Annotated in this window: 13 protein-coding genes; 7 read left to right on the plus strand and 6 right to left on the minus strand. The window is 58.4% G+C overall.

From position 1 onward, the window contains the following. Positions 1–687 precede the first annotated feature (687 nt). The gene (locus WA354_RS05395) at positions 688–927 is read left to right on the plus strand and encodes a hypothetical protein (RefSeq protein ID WP_472811985.1); all 240 of its coding nucleotides are present in this window, start codon (positions 688–690) and stop codon (positions 925–927) included. Between the two features lie 100 nt (positions 928–1,027). On the opposite strand, the gene WA354_RS05400 is transcribed toward WA354_RS05395, so the two are convergent. Continuing rightward, on the minus strand, positions 1,028–2,746 hold the full coding sequence (locus WA354_RS05400; RefSeq protein WP_472811986.1) for an N-acyl-D-amino-acid deacylase family protein: 1,719 nt from the start codon (positions 2,744–2,746) through the stop codon (positions 1,028–1,030). A gap of 314 nt (positions 2,747–3,060) precedes the next feature. On the opposite strand from WA354_RS05400, the gene WA354_RS05405 reads away from it, so the two are divergent. Next, the gene (locus WA354_RS05405) at positions 3,061–3,564 is read left to right on the plus strand and encodes a bactofilin family protein (RefSeq protein ID WP_472811987.1); all 504 of its coding nucleotides are present in this window, start codon (positions 3,061–3,063) and stop codon (positions 3,562–3,564) included. Between the two features lie 255 nt (positions 3,565–3,819). Here WA354_RS05405 and murJ read toward each other — a convergent pair whose 3' ends face one another. Then, a complete protein-coding gene (gene murJ, locus WA354_RS05410; RefSeq protein ID WP_472811988.1) occupies positions 3,820–5,460 on the minus strand; it encodes a murein biosynthesis integral membrane protein MurJ in 1,641 nt (546 codons plus the stop codon). Positions 5,461–5,621: 161 nt separating this feature from the next. Between murJ and WA354_RS05415 the strand changes: the two genes are divergently transcribed. Together WA354_RS05415 and WA354_RS05420 are read left to right on the plus strand one after the other, a co-directional pair. Continuing rightward, a complete protein-coding gene (locus tag WA354_RS05415; RefSeq protein ID WP_472811989.1) occupies positions 5,622–7,802 on the plus strand; it encodes a prolyl oligopeptidase family serine peptidase in 2,181 nt (726 codons plus the stop codon). Positions 7,803–7,842: 40 nt separating this feature from the next. Beyond that, positions 7,843–8,460 (plus strand): plasmid mobilization protein, encoded by a 618-nt coding sequence (locus WA354_RS05420; RefSeq protein ID WP_472811990.1) that lies wholly within the window; start codon positions 7,843–7,845, stop codon positions 8,458–8,460. Between the two features lie 122 nt (positions 8,461–8,582). Here WA354_RS05420 and WA354_RS05425 read toward each other — a convergent pair whose 3' ends face one another. Then, complete coding sequence (locus WA354_RS05425; RefSeq protein WP_472811991.1) at positions 8,583–10,088, minus strand: class I SAM-dependent rRNA methyltransferase; 1,506 nt, start codon at positions 10,086–10,088, stop codon at positions 8,583–8,585. A gap of 48 nt (positions 10,089–10,136) precedes the next feature. After that, positions 10,137–10,565, minus strand: coding sequence for a c-type cytochrome (locus WA354_RS05430; RefSeq protein WP_472811992.1), 429 nt, complete (start codon positions 10,563–10,565; stop codon positions 10,137–10,139). 356 nt (positions 10,566–10,921) lie between these two features. On the opposite strand from WA354_RS05430, the gene WA354_RS05435 reads away from it, so the two are divergent. The 3 genes from WA354_RS05435 (at position 10,922) to WA354_RS05445 (ending at position 16,296) form a co-directional block, all read left to right on the plus strand. Next, the gene (locus tag WA354_RS05435; protein ID WP_472811993.1) at positions 10,922–13,228 is read left to right on the plus strand and encodes a RelA/SpoT family protein; all 2,307 of its coding nucleotides are present in this window, start codon (positions 10,922–10,924) and stop codon (positions 13,226–13,228) included. Positions 13,229–13,784: 556 nt separating this feature from the next. Then, positions 13,785–15,203, plus strand: a complete 1,419-nt coding sequence (locus WA354_RS05440; protein WP_472811994.1) for an AlbA family DNA-binding domain-containing protein — start codon at positions 13,785–13,787, stop codon at positions 15,201–15,203. A gap of 67 nt (positions 15,204–15,270) precedes the next feature. Beyond that, complete coding sequence (locus tag WA354_RS05445; protein WP_472811995.1) at positions 15,271–16,296, plus strand: radical SAM protein; 1,026 nt, start codon at positions 15,271–15,273, stop codon at positions 16,294–16,296. A gap of 349 nt (positions 16,297–16,645) precedes the next feature. Here WA354_RS05445 and WA354_RS05450 read toward each other — a convergent pair whose 3' ends face one another. Together WA354_RS05450 and WA354_RS05455 are read right to left on the minus strand one after the other, a co-directional pair. Beyond that, positions 16,646–17,107 (minus strand): SRPBCC family protein, encoded by a 462-nt coding sequence (locus WA354_RS05450; protein WP_472811996.1) that lies wholly within the window; start codon positions 17,105–17,107, stop codon positions 16,646–16,648. A 29-nt stretch (positions 17,108–17,136) separates the two neighbouring features. Then, positions 17,137–17,707 (minus strand): DsbA family protein (locus WA354_RS05455; RefSeq protein ID WP_472811997.1); only part of this gene is annotated, 571 nt, incomplete at its 5' end.

Genomic DNA, 17,707 nt, shown 5'->3' on the forward strand with positions numbered 1-17,707 from the left:
ATAGCCCAGGGTGGAGCGCAGCGGAACCCTGGGATAGCAGACAAGAAGATTTCAGTCCCGGAGGGACGTCCGAACCCATCCCCATTTTCATGGCGCTTGGGTGGCGCCACGCGACATGTATGACTGCGGTTGCCCTTGGCCCTCCGCGATCTGTCAAAACACAAACTGTTTCTCCCAAGGGGTTCACCTCATGGTTGTCAAGTGTTGCCTCGTCGCCCGGCGCTCCAACTCATACATTCCAAAAACCAAATCTCCTCCACCGTTTTGCAGGTTTTTTCCTTCGTCTCAGGCACAATCATCTGGACGAGCAGAATGCTCATCCAAGGGACCGAAGCGGAAGGGTGTACCCCCCACCCCCCCCCTCAAAATTCGCAGTTTTCCACAAAAAGTTTGCCGGAAATTCGACGCTGGAAATGCGACCAGTTCAGTCGCCTGTGAACGACGTTTACCGAAATGTTACTGGCGAATAGCCCGCCACCTGCTCCAAGGAACGACTCATCCCTTCCCAAGCCTGTCATTCCGACCGGACCCGGAACGGAGTGAAGGGGTAGTGGAGGAATCCGCAGTTGTTCTTCGGCTCGTCTATATCGGAACCACTTCGGGTTGTCCACACCGACTCGACCAAGCTACTTTGAGCAGAAATGTGCTTCTCAACGCAGTCTGAATCGACGTGAGAGGATGGTGGGCATGAGTACACCGAAGCCGATAATCGACAAGGCCGAGTCGAGGCGAATACGGGTCGAGATGCGTCACGTTCTCTTAGAGGTTTGGGATCCGATTGGGATCAAAGACGAACCAAATGCTCAAAACGAGTCTAGCCACGCCGATGATTCGCAGATCATTGACTATCTGTACTCGGCAGTGCATGACCACATGGGCCTTGATCCAGCAAGCAGGTCTGACATGCAGACTACGGTCGAACTCTGAAGAAGATTCCGCTCACACCTGAGTCACCGCCAACCCGTGAGTAACAGCCCGGTAAACAATCCCACATGGGCGAAGCGGCATGTTTCCTTTGGGCCGTCTGCTACGGCAAATATCCCGCTCCTCGCAGCACCTTCCCCGGCAGAGCTCCCGTCATCTTCCCCTCAGCAATCACCGGCACCCCATTCACCAGCACATATTCCATTCCCACCGAAAGCCGGTTCGGATCCTCATATGTGGCCTTGTCCGTAATCTTCTCGGGATCGAAGACAACCACGTCGCCCCACATCCCCCGCTTCAGCACCCCCCGATCGGTAAGCCGCATCCGCTGCGCCGGCAGCGCCGAAAATTTGCGAATCGCATCCGCCAGCGTCAGCTCCTTCTCCTCGCGCACATCCTTCCGCAGAATCCGCGGAAACGTCCCATACGCCCGCGGGTGCGGATGTTCGCTCCCCAGCAACCCCTCCGGCGATGTCCCCTGCGAATCGTTGTCAATCGACACCCACGGCTGCTTCAGAGCCAGCACCACATCCGGCTCGTCCATGCCGAACACCGCAACCTCGGTGAACGCCTTGTCCTTGATCAACAGATCGCACAGCGCATCAATCGCGTCCTCGTGCCACAGCGCAGCCACTTCTGAAAGTCGCTTGCCTTGCAGCGGCACGAGCTCAGGATTCTGCACCACCGCAATCAGAATCGCCTCGGGCCCCGGAATTTCCTGCCACTCGTTGTCCCAGTCCTCACCGGCCGAGTTCTTTCCGGTGCTCGTCATGTCCTTGCGAATCCGCGCCCGCATCGCTGGATCCTTGAGCCTGGCAATCAGCTGAGTATCCCCGCCATCATGCGCCCACGGCGGAACGAAAGCCGAAAATGTGTTGAACCACGCGGTATACGCGTAAGTATCTGCGCTCACGTCCACGCCCGCGGCCCGCGCCGCATCAATGCGCGCCACAATCTGCGGCATCTTCCCCCAGTTGGCTTTTCCCGCAGCCTTGAGATGCCAGATCTCCACCGGGATCTGCGCCTCGCGGCCGATCCGCGTCGCTTCATCAATCGACTCAAGCACGGCATCGCCTTCGCTGCGCATGTGGGTTGCGTAGATGCCGCCGAACTTCGATGCCTCGCGCGCCAGTGCAATCAGTTCATCTGTCTTCGCATAAGGCGCCGGCGAATACTGCAATGAAGTCGAAACGCCCACTGCACCATCCCGCATCGCCTGGTCCACCAGTTCCTTCATCTGGTCGAGCTGCGCTGGCGTAGGGTCCACCTTCGCGTCGCCCAGCACCATCCGCCGCACCGATGTCGCGCCCACGTATGTCGCGAGATTGATGCCCATCCCCTGTTTCTCGAGCCGGGCAAAGTAATCGCGCAGAGTTCGCCAATCCGGGGTGATGTGCAGATGCGCGTAGCCCGAGTGGTCAGCCGCGAGCATCGCGTCATTCACCGGCGCGACCGAATCGCCTTCGCCTGTAATCTCCGTCGTAATGCCCTGGTAAATCTTCGAAGGCAGCCGGGGATCGACAAGAATCGTCAACTCCGATTGTCCCAGCATGTCGATAAATCCCGGAGCTACCACTTTCCCCCGCGCATCAATCTTCTGCTTGGCCTGAGCACCGCTCAGATCTCCGATCGTGGCAATGTGTCCGTCGCGAATTCCCACATCGCCCGAATACCATGGCGAACCGGTCCCGTCCACAATGTGCCCGTGCAGAATCACTACGTCGAAGGGTTCACGCTTCCCCACCGCCTGACCGCTCACGGCAATATCGCCCAATATTCCCACAGCACAAACCAGCGCAACACTTCTGACAATCCAAAGCATGAGGTTCCTCTTATGGTTCGGTATTTAGGGGTAAATCGCCGCGATTCATTGGGTTTGCTCTGTTGACTGTTATCACCGCTGGTCACCATGTGACGTCAGTACTCTTGGCATTCGTGCAGAATCGCCCTGTCGTCTTACAATAGCGGGAACAACCATGCTTGGTAAGTCCGGGCAAGGACTACCATAAGACAGTGAGGATGCAGTGCCCCTGCGAGCACGGGCCGCGTCCGCAAATTTTCATTCGGGCCCCATAGTGGCCCATGCCTTGGCACCCTCAGTCCCGTAGGACAGAAAAGGAAATTGCATTGAGCGCTATGTGGAAACCCACCCAACAAGGCCAATCCCCCTCTCCGACATCGACACCCGAGCAGCAGCCTTCGGCTCGTCCGGTGCCGGTGCAGCAGCCCACCATTGAAACACCCCGCGCGGCCGCATCTTCTGTCGGCGAACAAGCCAGCATCAGCAAAGGCCTCTCCATTAAGGGCGAGATTACCGGCACCGAATCGCTGTTCATCGACGGCAAGGTCGAGGGCAGCATCAGCATCCCCGGCAATCGCGTCACCGTGGGCAAAAACGGCAACGTCACGGCCAGCATCAGCGCCCGCGAGATTGTCGTTCTTGGCAAGCTCAAGGGCAACGTCAATGCCACCGACCGTGTCGACATCCGTGCGGAAGGCGCCCTTACGGGCGACGTGGCCGCGGCTCGCATCAGCATTGAAGATGGCGCGTTCTTCAAGGGCGGTATCGACATCCGCAAGCCAGATTCGAAGCCGACTGCCGTGCCGTCCGAGCCCGCCAAGGTCGCGGTTCACTCGTAAGGCTCGGTTGCTTTCGGGACTGTGCGGACCCTTGCCTCGGCAGGGGTCCCGATGCCTTTTCGCCTTATTGCAGTGTCGAAGCGCCCAACGTTCCCGGTTTTGTAACCGGCATGAGTTCACTGCTTGCTGAAGAACTCATTCGAACTCGAGTCTTGTAACAGGGCATGACTTCAAAAATGCCGATCAAGCCGCAAAAACTGATTTGGCTTTAGCCCCTGAGGGATTTCACCCGGCCGCAGCTTGGCATCTTCGGGATCAAACCAGCCGCAGCCGCTTCATCATCACCTTTGGAAGCACTGATCCCGCCCTTGTCAGCACCCACAGAGAGATCGCGCTCCAAAGCAGTCCGCCCGCCACCAGTACTATCAGGTCGTTCAAGCGGTTGTGCGCCGCCAGGTGCATTCTCTGAATCATCTCCCCGGCCATCCACGAAAACACGATCCACGTGATCGCCCCGCCCGTAAGCGCCGCAGCCAGGCACCGCCCCAGTTCGCGATAATCGAGACTAGCCAGCGATACCATGTGCCGTTGATGCAGCATTCCCGCAATCGCCAGCGTCTGCATGGCAATCCCGATGTCCGATGCGAACGCCAGCCCCATGGCGCCGAATCCGTGAAACAGTCCAACGTAGATTGGCAGCGAAATTACCGTCACAATCGTCCCCGCCGTCATCGGCACAATCGTATTCCCCGCAGCATAAAACGCGCGCGAGTAGATGGCCTGCGCCGACCACAAGAACAGCGAAATCGAGAACACCGCAAAGTACGAAGCGCACTGGCTCGCATCGCTGGCCGAGAAACGCCCACCGGTAAACACCAGGTCGATCGCCGGCTTGCCCAGGGCAATCATCCCCGAGGCCGCCAGCAGTCCCATGCAGGCCACCCGCGAAACCGAGTCCGCTACCACTTGCGCAAACTCGAACCGGCTTTCTTTTGCCCATAAGCTCGCGAAGAATGGCATCGAAGCCGCGCCCGCTGCCTGTGCAAGCACCGCCATTGGAGCCGTGAAAAGCTGCTTGGCGTAATTGAACTGCGAGACCGCGCCGCCAATCTTCGATGCAAAGTGCGCAATGATCCAGCTGTCGGCCGTCACCAGCGAAACGCCCGCCATCAGCGGTATGGAAAGCCGAACCCATTCGTGCAGTCCCTTGTCGTGCCAATCGAGAATCGGCTTGTAATGCGCACCCGCTCGCCGCGCAAACGCCCAATTCAGCAGAAATGGCCCGCAAAACGCACCCCCAACCGTTCCGATGGCCAGCGATGAAACACCCAGCTGTTTCACCAGAAGCACGCCGCCCACAATCGTGCCCAGGTTGTAGATCAGCGGCGAAACGGCTTGCACGTTGAACTGCTTGCGGACCAGCAGCACAGCCCCGAACACGCCGCCTGCAAAAAAGAACAACTGCGCCGGCAACAGAATCCGCGTGAGCTTGACGCAAAGCGCCGCTTTCTCCGCATCGAACCCGTTGAACTGCACGCTGACAAACAAGGGCGCGAAGATCTCGGCGAGCAGGAGAGCGCTGCCGAGCACCAAGTACATCGTTGTCAGAATTACGGAAAGCGACCGCTCGCCATCCCTCTCGCGCCCCGTCTCGCGATAACGCGTAAGGATCGTGACAAACGTGATCGAAGCCGCCCCCCCCACCAGGAAATACGAGATCATGTCCGGCAGAACGAAGGCGGCGTTCAGGGCGTCGGCCTGCATCCCGCTGCCGAAAAGCCACGCAATGTACTTCACCCGTACCAACCCGATGATGCGCGACAGAAATACCGACGCCATCAGCACCACCGTCGCGCTAAACGCCGAGTGCGCATGCGATGGCCGCATGGTGCGCATCGCCCGCGCCAGCAGCGAACCTGAGCCCGCACGCGGTTGAGTTGGCAGTGAATTCTCCACTGCCTCGATTCTACCGGGCTTACTGATTGCAAAGCATCGCAATGCGAGCGCAGCACACGCACAGTGCCAACGGCGTAACCTTACCGCTGTCGCTCAGCAAAGAAGATGTAACTCGCGGTCGGTCATTTTGTCCGAGTATCCTGTCTGGCAGGGGGTTCTCGATGCGGCGCATCGCCGGTGTTGTCGTCATTGTTCTTCTCGTCTCCAAACTCTTCGCCCAATCCATCCACAGCCGCGACGGCATCACGCTTCCGCCCCCGCCTGTTGCCGAGGCGAATCCCGTCATCGACAACTACTTCGGCACGAAAATCACCGATAACTACCGCTGGCTCGAAGATGCCAAGAGCCCTGAAACGCGCGCCTTTATCGACCAGGAGAACGCATACACAACGCGCTATCTGAAGCAGAACCCGATCCGGAACCAGGCCGTCGACGATCTCGACCCGCTCGAGCACACTTCCCGGTGGACCATTCCCATCCAGCGCGCTGGCAACTACTACTTCATGAAGCGCCTAGCCGGCGAAGAGCAGGCTTCCATCTATATGCGCCGCGGTTGGACAGGCGCTGCGTCGAAAGGTGTGACTTCCACACCCAAAGATGAACGCCTCGTCGATCCCGCTGCCATCAGCCGCGACCCCAATACCTCTGTCCGACTCGCCGACGTTTCGCGCGACGGCCTGTTCCTGGCCTACCAGGTGCGCCAGGGGGGTGCCGACGAGGCCACGGTCCGCGTCTATAGCGTCACCAAAAAGAAGCCGCTTGAAGATGAACTTCCCGCGGGCATCTATTACTCCATCGAGTTCACTCCCGACAGCAAAGGCCTCTACTACGCGCGCACCGATCGCAAAGGCACACTGCTCTACCTGCACGCCATCGGCACCCGCAACGCCGATGACAAGCTCATCTTTGGCCGCGAATTCCATGGCGAACTACTCGGGCCGATCGATCTCTTCTATGCCCACATCACTGACGACGCCCACTACCTCGTCATCACCATCGAGCGCGGCGTCCCTGCCAAGCGGGTCGACATCTGTTTCCGCGATCTCACCAAGCCCGGTTCGCCCTTCGACGTGTTGGTCTGGGGACTCGACTCGCGCTTCGCGACAATTTACACAAAGGGCGGATGGTACATTCGCACCGACTATAGCTCGCCCAATGGCCGCATCCTCCGCGCCGATCCCGGCATCATGCCCGAGGCATGGAAGACTGTCGTGCCCGAAGGCAAAGACGTAATCGAAACCTTCTCCATCGTCGGCGGCAAAATCTACGTTAAGCGACTTCACGACGTAAAATCCGAAACCAGCGTCTACACGCTCGACGGCAAGCCAGCGGGCACCATCGATTACAACGGCATCGGCTCAGCGTCCGGCGTCTTTGGCCGCCCCATCGATCGTTACGGCTTCTTCAGCTTCGAGTCCTACATTCAGCCGCCCACCATTTACCGCATCGACACACTGACCGGCAAGCGCGAACTCTTTGCTCAACCCAAGGTCCCCTTCGACACCGTGCAATACGAACTCAAGCAGGCCTTCTTCAAATCGACAGATGGTACACAGATTCCGATGTTCATCGCCGGGAAAAAGGGCCTGCCGCAGGACGGATCTGCCCGCCTGCTGATGACGGGGTACGGTGGATTCAACCTCAGCGAGACCCCGACGTGGAATCCAGCCTGGGCCTGGTGGCTTCAGCAGGGTGGATACTTTGCTGTTCCCAACATGCGCGGCGGTGGTGAGTACGGCGAAAGCTGGCACGAGCAGGGCATGTTCGAAAAGAAGCAAAACGTCTTCGACGACTGGTTCGCCGCAGCCCGCTACCTTATCGACGAGAAGTACACTTCGCCCCAGCACTTCGCGATCACCGGTCGCTCCAACGGCGGTCTGTTGATGGGGGCGTCCATCACTCAGCACCCTGAACTCTTCTCTGCTGTGTGGTGCGGCTACCCGCTGCTCGATATGCTGCGCTATCAGAAATTCGAGCAGGGTGCTCACTGGACCACAGAGTACGGCTCCGCCGAAAAAGAGAAACAGTTCCCCTACCTCTACAAGTACTCGCCCTATCAGAACGTAAAGCCACGTTCCGATTACCCCGCCATCATGTTCTTCACCGGCGACAACGACACCCGCGTCGATCCGCTGCACGCCCGCAAAATGACGGCCCTGCTCCAGTCCGTTTCCACCAGCGGCCGTCCCATTCTTCTCCACTACAGCACCGCCGGCGGCCACTCTGCAGGTGTCAGTGTCGAGCAGCAGATTCAGGACGATGCCGATCAACTCTCGTTTCTATGGACCGAAACTGGCGCACCAGCAAAGGCACGGAAACCCGCTCGTCAGCCGTCGGAATGATCTTGTTTCTGAATTCCATTTTGGAATGTTTTTGAAGCACATGCCCAAAATTGCACTCGGCGTCCGCGAATCGAATGCAAGTCCGGATACTGCATTCGCGTCTCGCCTAATCTTCTATGAGATGCCTGAATTGCCTTCAACTCCGGCCTTAAGACGCGCAGGCAGCTTTGCCAGTCTGCTCGAGTCATTCACCAGCTCGCCAAAGAAGACGAACCAAGCCTGGGATGACAGTTCTCTGGGAGATGACGTAGCCGTTATCAGCTACGAACAGGCACTACGCGCTCACCGCCGAGTTCCGCCCCCGACCGCTTCACCCGCGAACGAACTCCAATTCACAGTTGCAGCTGCCGCGCTGAAGTCCCCTTCCGTTACCGCCGGCAAGGAGCGAAAGACCGCCAGCATCACTGTTCGACTCACGGAAGAGGAAGAGATTCAACTTCACCAGCGAGCAAACGCCGCTCAACTCAGTGTCTCGGCGTACCTGCGGTCTTGCATCTTCGAAGCGGAAAGCTTGCGCGCGCAAGTGAAGGAGGCGCTATCCGAGATGAAAGCTGCCGCTACATCCGAGGCGCACGCCTTCCAGAAAGTGGAACCGAAGCCAACACCCAACTGGCGCACGCGCCTTCTGCCCAACTGGCGTCGCCCCGCATCGGCATAGCTGATGACTTCCAATTCCTCGATACGCTGACTTGCTAACGCGCTGCGTCGCGAAGCGACGCCAACTCGCTAAGAGACCCAATCAAGGATCATGGGCCCAATTCTCCTCGCCCTTGCCCTTCTTTACTCCGCTTGCAGCACCAGGCACTTCAAATATTCCGTTTCGGGCAGATTCAACACCACCGGATGATCGAGTGCAGCACCGCGTCTTTCCAGCAGCCGCACGCGCCGATGTGCATCATTCGCCGCCGCAGCCACGGCACCCACCAGGTCCTTCCAACCCACATGGTGACTGCATGAACAGGAGATCAGCAGCCCGCCTGGCCGCAGCATCTTCAGCGCGCGCAAGTTCAGCTCCTTATAACCGCGCAGCGCACCCTCCACCGCTCGCTGTGTCTTCGCAAATGCTGGCGGATCGAGCACGATCGTATCGTACTTCTCACCCCCATCCGACCAGTCGCGCAAAATCTCGAAGGCATCGCCGGCCACCCAATCCACTTCAGCCTTCAGCCGCTCGCGATTTGCCACAAGGTTCTGCTCCGCCACTTCCAGAGAGGCGCGCGAAGCATCAATTCCCGTAACAGCCTTGCAGACTTCGGCCAGGTGTAATGCAAATCCGCCCTGGTAGCAGCAGACATCGAGCGCACGACCCGTCGAACCAAGTTTCGCCGCCCACTCCCGCGCCGCCTTATAGTTGGCACTCTGATCGAGAAACGCCCCGGTCTTCTGTCCGGAATCGGCGTCGAAATGAAAAGCCAGCCCATTGAGCCGGAATTGCGAGCGCACGCTGCTGGTTTCGTGATTGGCGCTCATTTTTCCGCCACTCGTTTGCGCTGACCCTGGGCTGCGCCGGTAGAGGGGCTCCCCACTTGGCGCGGAGAGTCCCTCCAACTCTCGCACGCGTGGATCGGGACGCTCGACAATAGCCGCAGGATCAAGTTCTTCGCGCAAAACGCGCACGCACACATCGCGCACCGCGGTCGAATCCAGACCCTTCGTCAGGAGTTGCAGAATGACAAGCTCGCCGTATTTGTCCACGACCAGCCCCGGCAGTTCGTCCGCCTCGCTGAAGCATAGCCGGCAAGCGTCGGTATCTTCGGTCAACATCGACGAACGACGCGAGATGGCGCTTCGAAGCCGTTCAGCAATCAGCTCCAGCCACTTTGCGTGGCTAATTGCCTCGCGTGAAATCATCCGCAGAGCGATCTGCGACGTCGGACTATACAGCGCCGTCCCCAGCAGCAACCCGCGGCTGTCCGCAACCGGCAGCAGTGCAGGCCCATTAACTGCTAGCCCCTCACCCCCGCTGGCCTCCAGCGACTCCACGTCCGACGCGTAAACCCATACGTGGCCCGCCCGCAGCCGATCTGCCGCGCGTCGGCTTACGCGCGCACCAAAGCCACGTTTACTTGTACCTGCACTTCGGCCTGCGGAAACCTCTGTGGGCTTGACCCTGAAATAGGGAGTTCGCCCGGCGCCCTTGGAAACGTCTTTCTTGGCCTGACCATACGCGGCGGCCCGTCTCGCCGGCCGCATTTTCTCGTCGTTTCGCTGAGAAGGCGCCCTCCGCACGGATGCGGCGGGCGCCTTCTCAACTGCGTCAGCTCTCGGCCTCTTTGCCTTTGTCATTTGCCCCCCGGGACTCATCGCCGCTGCCGGGAGCAATGCTGCCGGCGGTTACCGTGTCTGAATGCTCTCCAGGTAACGGCTCAGATTACTGATTCTGAGTTGCTTGTCCTGGAGGCTCAACCGATTCATATTACCAAGTATGGGCCCCCAGACGGGCATGGTCGCCGATCCGTGTGCTGGTACATCCGCACCAAACTCCAGAATCGCCATGACATGCGTGTCGGGAAATTTCCCATGGTTGTTCTTTTGCAATTCAGTCAAATCGGTCGGCGGAGCCTTCAGCGCGGGTGCCGCTGGTCCCCTGCCCTTGGCATCCACACCGTGACACGGTGCGCAATAACTCGTATACATCTGCTTGCCATCGGCGGGAGAGGTTTTATTGACTGGAATTACTACCTTCGATTCAGATTGGTCTGCAAAGCTCAAGCTTGCCGCGAGAACTGCGGCGACAGCTGCAACTAAGAGGCTTTTCAGCATAGGTTCCTCGGTTCTGGACCTCTAGTCCGAACGAGACTTTACTCCGCAGGGATACTGGACAGGCAGTGATGGCGAACACACTTCGCAGCGCCTAAATGTGTGAGGTTTTAGGGCCGTTTACTTAATAACGAAAGCATAAACGCGAGTAGAGGCAACATCGTTAGCTGTCAGGTGTAATTCGAAATCCGGCGGAAAAGCCTTCAAGATCCTCGCCCGCGATCCACATCTTCTCTCATAAATGTCGTTTTTCCCAGCAGACCTTTCACAAGCCTGGTCTCATTCTTCGGACGGCAGGGTTTGAGTCTCTAGAAGTGTCGGGCTCAGGTGTGTGCAACATTTGCAGCCTATAATGAAGCATGGCGACAGTCCGGCAGCCCACTCCGGCAAAGCTCCCTAGCGCCACCGCCGAGTCGGCGGCGTCCATCGAGCCCGCCCGTCCCATCTTCGACCAGGCTGCCATCGATCGCCGCATAGAGGCTCTTCTCCGCCAGGTTCAAACGAACCGCCCCACTGAAGACATTGAACTTATCCGCAAAGCCTGGGAGTTCTGCGTCCAGCATCATAAGGGCCAGATGCGCGCCTCAGGCGAACCATACATCATTCATCCCCTTGAAGTTGCGGAAGTCCTTGCGGAAATGAAGATGGACTCGACGGCCATCTCCGCCGGCCTTCTCCACGATGCAGTCGAAGACACCCCGGCGACAAGCGAGCAAATTGAGGCCGACTTCGGTGACCAGGTGGCCCACATCGTCGAGGGCGTCACCAAGATCGACAAGATCCAGTTCGCCAACCGCGAAGACCGCCAGGCCGAGAACGTCCGCAAGATGTTGCTTGCGATGGTCACGGATGTTCGCGTGGTCCTCATCAAGCTGGCCGATCGCCTGCACAATATGCGGACCCTCGAGCACCTGCAGCCAGACCGTCGCGAAGCTATCGCTCGCGAGACACTCGACATCTACGCACCGCTCGCCCATCGCCTGGGCATGGGCAAGGTGCGCGGCGAACTCGAAGACCTTGCTTTTCGTTACACCGATCCTGTCAGCTACGAGAAGGTCTCTGAAGCCGTCGAAGCCCAGCGCGTGGAGGGCGAGCAGTTTCTCCGCGGTGTCGAAGACCGGCTCGTCGAGCAGCTTCGCGAAAACAACATCGAGGCCCGCGTTGAGTGGCGCATCAAGCGGTACTTTTCCATCTACCAGAAACTCCAGCGCTCCAAGGTCACCTTCGACCAGGTCTACGATCTTCTCGCCGTACGCGTCATCACCCACGACGTCGCCGCCTGTTACGCCGTTTTCGGTCTCATCCACACACTCTGGCGTCCCGTTCCCGGCCGTATCAAGGACTTCATTGCCATCCCCCGCGCCAACCGCTATCAATCCCTCCACACCACCGTGATCGGCGAAGGCGGCCATCAATTCGAAGTGCAGATCCGCACCGAAGAGATGCACCGCATCGCTGAAGAGGGAATCGCCGCGCACTGGAAGTACAAGTCCAAAGATGGAGTTGTCACCGCGCGCGATGAAGAGCGCCTCAACTGGATCCGCCAGCTCGTCGAGTGGCAGAAGGAGATGACGGATCCGAACGAATTCCTCTCCAGCCTGAAGATGGATCTCTATCCCGACGAGGTCTACACCTTCACGCCCAAGGGAAAAGTCGTTGTGGTTCCCGCCGACGGCACGCCCGTCGACTTTGCTTACACCATTCACACCGAGGTCGGCCACACCTGCGTTGGCGCCAAGGTCAACGGCCGCATGGTGCCTCTTCGTACCAAGCTGCGCACCGGCGACATCGTAGAAATCGTCACGCAGAAAGACCACAAGCCAAGCCGCGACTGGCTCACGTTCGTCAAGAGCCCGCGCGCTCGCAACAAGATCAAACACTGGCTCAATGAAGATCAACGCCGCCGCGCCGTCGAGATTGGCCGCAAGCTGCTCGAACGCGAAGCGCGCCGTTTCAAGGTCCCCATGAGCCAGATTGATGATCAGGACCTCGGCCGCATCGCCAACGAATACGGCGTTGCAACCGCTGCTGACCTGCTCGCAACCCTTGGGGCCGGCAAACATTCCGCGCACCAGGTGCTGAACAAACTCGCTCCCGGGTACGCCAACCCGCCAGACGGCTCGCAGGCAGCAGAGCAGCAGCAACCGGGTACCGTCGAGCAGGCCATGTCCGATGCGGTGCGCAAACTGCATCTCACGGGCTCGGACTCGCTCCAGGTCGAAGGCCAGAACGATCTCCTCGTTTATCGCGCACGCTGTTGCAATCCCATCCGTGGCGAAGAGATCGTCGGCTACGTTACGCGCGGAAAAGGCGTCGCCGTTCATGCCCGGAGCTGTCCCAACGTACAGAACCTGCTCTACGAGAGCGATCGCCGCATCAACGTGGAGTGGTCACGCGTGGGCGACGAAACCGGCCGCGCGCAACGCTATCCAGTCAAAATCACCATTTATTGCGATGACCGCACCGGCATGTTGAAGGAACTCACCGCCGTCATCTCCGATGACAACACCAACATTCGCGGCGTAGACATCCGCCATGAAGACAATGGCGAAGTCGTCATTGAATTCGTCGTTGAAGCCGAAGACTTGCGCCACCTCAATCGTATGGTCCTCGGCATCCGTCGCGTCCAGGGCGTCCGCACCGTCCAGCGCACCCAAAAGCTTTAATATAACCTGCGAAACCTTCGCAGCTATTTCATCTTGCCGCCCTGCTCTTCTTTCCCTGTAACAACCAATTTGTCATCCTGAAGCCGAAGGATCTGCGGTTTCTCTTGCGTCAATCATCTCTGACGCTGGGTGGGCCCACATTTGGGGTTGGGTTAGGTTTGAAAAGCCTGGGTGGGCCACCCGCCCACCCCGGCCCACCCGCCCGAGATTCTGATACTCTTGGTGAGTTCCATTTCTGGAGAGAGGCGGCCGCGACGGCCCTTCTCCAGAGATGGCAGAGCGGCTGAATGCTACGGCCTGATAAGCCGTTATAGGGTCAAACCTATCAAGGGTTCGAATCCCTTTCTCTCCGCCAAAGGGCTGGCATATCCGGCAGACCACTGCCTGATATGCCAGCCTTTTGGGGTTTTGCGCTTTATCAGCATGGCCCTGAACCCGCAGCAGCGGTGATCGAGGCACATTGGTCGCCGGCAGCTCGGGAGTATCTTTATTGCTTAGGCAACTAGACCTGCTGCACTCATATTTTTGGGTCGAGGATGTCCTTCCGGGCTCAGACATGCAAGATATTCTTGAGAAAGCTTCCAGCGCCTCCCGCGAGTCAAAACAAATCGAGTTTAAGTGCGGATTCGATCCCGGCTCCAATGGCGAATGGTGCGAGCTTATTAAAGACATCGTCGCAATCGCCAATTCCGGCGGCGGAGTCATTGTGTTTGGAGTAAATGACGACGGGACTCTTTCGGGGTCACCGGTCGAACCGATTGGCAAAATCAATAATGCAGACCTCTCAAGCAAGCTGACGAAATACACCGGATGCGCTGACCCACAAGTTGAGATTCGTGAACTCAAAAGGGGAGGAGTTCGACTGCCAGCGTTTGTCATCTCGGGCGCGGCGACTCCATTGGTGTTTGGAAGTCCTGGCACTTACGACGTTGGAGGGGGCAAGCAAAAAACCGCATTTGGAAGAGGGACGATCTATTTCCGTCACGGTGCAAAGAGCGATCCTGGCACCACAGAAGACGTTCGGTCCACTTTTGAACGCCATCTGAACCAAGCTAGAAGCTCTTGGCTAAAGCAGGTTAGCAAGGTAGTCAAAGCCCCTGCCGGCTCCCATTTCATCGTTCAATCTCCAACAGACATTGCGGGCTCAATTCGATCGGAAGGCGTACGAGTGGTGAATGACCCCGGGGCAATCCCGGTCGTATTGACAAGAGACAGAGATAAAGCAGACGGAACTTTTCTGCACGAAGAGGTGTCTGAGGCCATCTTCGATGAGATCAATAATGTCGTCGATGCGAATCGAGTTCTAACCAGAGGTCACTCCCACTTCTTTTTTGGGCCAGAGGTCTACTATCGCGTGTACGCGGAACGGAGTGGGGTCAGACAAGACCCGAGTGAGTTCGAAATGCTGTTTCACGCGGGGGCAGTTGAACTTTATGCCCCCGGCCTCTTTTGGGCCAAAGCGGTGGACAGTACTGTGATTGCGAAGGAAATCGTCTGTATTTATCTGGCGCACAAAGGTCTTCAGATTCGCTGGTTCATGAGAATGGCGGTCCTTCTTGGCCCTGAGTTTTGCAATTGGGTGTACCAGAGATGGGACAAAAAATGGCGCGACTTCTCGCAGCCGCCAAGCTTCTATTTTAGTTTCGGACGGATGGTCGGAGAAATGAAAGGAAGTGATCATAGGCTTGTTGCTGCGCGCTTATCACCGTTCACAAGAATCTTCGTTCCGGGCCAGACAGAAGCACTCTGTTCAGAACTCCTTCGTGATCGAGAGAGGGCGAATGCGCTTCTCTCTGCCGCCTGTATGGCAGTTTTTGAAGGGGACTCGCAGCTTCGCTCGACTGCACGGGATCTTGATTATCTCGCAAACGGATTGGAAATCGTTGAACGTGGTAAGCAGATTTCCGAAGTTGTGAAAGAACTTGTTGGTCGACAGCAGCCCGGCGATTTCAAAGAGTCGTCCGCAACGGAATGAGGAGCCCATGCCTGAATGCTGTTTGCTTCCTGGAGGCCTTCCCCGGGCATGTGATTGAATAGTAGAGATGGGCATTCCCCGGAGATCTACGGCTAAGGGTAAGTGGATTGCGGCTACGCGGAAGGCGCGGGAGCTGCGGATGGTGGCGTCGGCGCTCGCGTCTACGGGGCATCCTGTTCTGGCGCAGATAGTTCCGGCGCGGTTCTGCAATCTTTCCTGCGCTTACTGCAACGAATACGACAAGGTTTCCGAGCCTGTCCCGCTGGACGAGATGTTGCGACGGATCGACCACCTGGGACGGCTGGGGACGGCCATGATCGGGATCAGCGGCGGCGAGCCTCTAACACACCCAAATTTAGATGACATCATCATGCGCATGCGCAAGACGGGCGCCATTGCGGGGATGATCACGAATGGCTATCTGCTGAATGTGGAGAGAATTGAGCGCTTGAATCGCGCGGGTCTGGATCACATGCAGATTTCGATCGATAACCTGGTGCCGGATGAGGTTTCGAAGAAGAGCCTGAAGGTTCTGGACAAGAAGCTGCAGATGCTGGCCGATTACGCGGAGTTCCACGTGAACATTAATTCCGTGGTGGGCGGGGGATTCAAGGATCCGAACGACGCGCTGGTGATTGGCAAGCGGGCGCTGGAGCTGGGGTTCGAGTCGACGATCGGGATTATTCATGATGGCGATGGGCAGTTGAAGCCGCTTAAGCCGGATGAGGCGAAGGTCTACTTCGAGATGACGAATCGGAAGAAGACCAACTACGCGCAGTTCGACGCGTTTCAGGAAGCGATTGTGCAGGGGCGCGAGAATGAGTGGCGCTGCCGCGCGGGGTCGCGGTATCTGTACATCTGCGAGAACGGGCTGGTGCATTACTGCTCGCAGCAGAGAGGCTACCCTGGAGTCCCGATTGCGGAGTACACGACCGCGGATGTGAAGCGGGAGTTTTTGACGGCGAAGAGCTGCGCACCGAATTGCACGATTGGGTGCGTGCACCGCATCAGCCACATCGACCACTGGCGCGCTCCGCAGACGAAGACTGTTTCGCCGGGCGGGCAGGGCGAGCTGGTGAATATACAGATGTAGCGGTCAGGTGTCAGGGATCAGTGGAGACGGAGGCTTCGGCCTCCTTTTCATTTTGCGGGGGCAGAGATGTTGAAGAAGCAGATCCTTCACTGCACCCCAGCGACATGGACCCGTCGCCGGGGACCCCGATTCCGCTTACCCCACGGACTTTGTCCGCGGGGCCCCAAGCCGCTCCGTTCAGGATGACACGCGCTGTTGTTCGGGTTCGTGCTCTCCCACCCTTGCTTCGCCAGCCCAAGATGAACGTAGCTTCTTCCCATATGCAACTATCTCCAAGTTCGGAAATGTTGCACTTGGAACTTGAATCCGCCCACCCGGCGATCCGTTGCTAATTTCTCAAAGCTAGAAGCTAACGTCTGGCAGCTGCGCCGCTTGCGCGCTGCGGCGTGGGCGCCTCGCATCGAGTGCGAAGGCCATTGGCTTCGCGGGAGAGATAGTCCCAATTAAGGTCGCGGTAGATGCGCGCCATGATTGCGCCGAGCAGGCCGGAGTAATTGAGTGAAAGGGTGACGCGGCTGTGGGCGCCGACGGCCTCCACCTGGTGTCGGGCGACAATCCTGATGCCGAAGGTATGGGTCGTCCAGGCGAAGATGCGTCGCTTCTCGTCGAGGGAAGTGACCTGCCAGACGGCCGGCAGGAGCCGGGGCTGCCATATTCGAGTGCGGCTGCCGAGGGTGAGCGGACCCAGGTCCATGCGCTGGACGCGGGTTACCGAAGTGGTCCACTCCGGCCAATGCTCGACGTCGAGCAGCACCGGCCAGACGCGCGCGGGCGAGACGAGAATTTCTATGACGTGGCGAAAGTCTGACATGGGGATGCGGCCCCGAACTTACAGCAATGCTATTTGTGCGCGGTCACGGGTGCTGATTTTGTGTCGGCGATGGCCTGATCGATGAGTTGAAAGAGCTTGGTACGGTCGACGACTTCGACGAATGGCGCGCCCTTGCTGTTGGATGTTGTAACCCAGATAGTGGGCGTGTGCTCAATGCCGATGCGCTGGCCGAGAGCGTAGTCGGCCTTGACCTCGGCCGCTAGCTTGCCTTGCGGATCCATGGCAAACGGAAGTGGGATGTTGTGACTCTTGGCGAAGTTCTCAGTGAATTGGCGAAGCTCGTCGAGGGTCTCGATGGAGCGCTGATTGGCGAAGACGGCATCGCGGTAATCATCGCCGAGTTTCTTGCTTTTGGTGTCGAACCAGCGTGCGTTGACGGCTGCCTGAAAACTCCACGCATGGAAGGGGAGGGGAAAGTCGTGGCGCACCCAGGGAATGTTGTATTTGGCCGCAGCTTCCATCAGCACTACATTGGCGTTGGCGCAGTCGGGACACTCCATGTCTTCAAACTCGACGATGGCGACGCGAGCGCCGGGGGGCGGCTTGAGGGCAGCGGGATCGTGCACCGGCGTGGTGGGC

The sequence above is a fragment of the Occallatibacter sp. genome, from assembly GCF_049802275.1.
Taxonomy (GTDB): domain Bacteria; phylum Acidobacteriota; class Terriglobia; order Terriglobales; family Acidobacteriaceae; genus Telmatobacter.

What these genes read in the sequence shown, in the direction of transcription:
- WA354_RS05395 (WP_472811985.1), top strand. Translation starts at nt 688, where the DNA reads ATGAGTACACCGAAGCCGATAATCGACAAGGCCGAGTCGAGGCGAATA.
- WA354_RS05400 (WP_472811986.1), bottom strand. Translation starts at nt 2,746, where the DNA reads ATGCTTTGGATTGTCAGAAGTGTTGCGCTGGTTTGTGCTGTGGGAATA.
- WA354_RS05405 (WP_472811987.1), top strand. Translation starts at nt 3,061, where the DNA reads ATGTGGAAACCCACCCAACAAGGCCAATCCCCCTCTCCGACATCGACA.
- WA354_RS05415 (WP_472811989.1), top strand. Translation starts at nt 5,622, where the DNA reads ATGCGGCGCATCGCCGGTGTTGTCGTCATTGTTCTTCTCGTCTCCAAA.
- WA354_RS05420 (WP_472811990.1), top strand. Translation starts at nt 7,843, where the DNA reads ATGCCCAAAATTGCACTCGGCGTCCGCGAATCGAATGCAAGTCCGGAT.
- WA354_RS05425 (WP_472811991.1), bottom strand. Translation starts at nt 10,088, where the DNA reads ATGACAAAGGCAAAGAGGCCGAGAGCTGACGCAGTTGAGAAGGCGCCC.
- WA354_RS05430 (WP_472811992.1), bottom strand. Translation starts at nt 10,565, where the DNA reads ATGCTGAAAAGCCTCTTAGTTGCAGCTGTCGCCGCAGTTCTCGCGGCA.
- WA354_RS05435 (WP_472811993.1), top strand. Translation starts at nt 10,922, where the DNA reads ATGGCGACAGTCCGGCAGCCCACTCCGGCAAAGCTCCCTAGCGCCACC.
- WA354_RS05440 (WP_472811994.1), top strand. Translation starts at nt 13,785, where the DNA reads ATGCAAGATATTCTTGAGAAAGCTTCCAGCGCCTCCCGCGAGTCAAAA.
- WA354_RS05445 (WP_472811995.1), top strand. Translation starts at nt 15,271, where the DNA reads ATGGGCATTCCCCGGAGATCTACGGCTAAGGGTAAGTGGATTGCGGCT.
- WA354_RS05450 (WP_472811996.1), bottom strand. Translation starts at nt 17,107, where the DNA reads ATGTCAGACTTTCGCCACGTCATAGAAATTCTCGTCTCGCCCGCGCGC.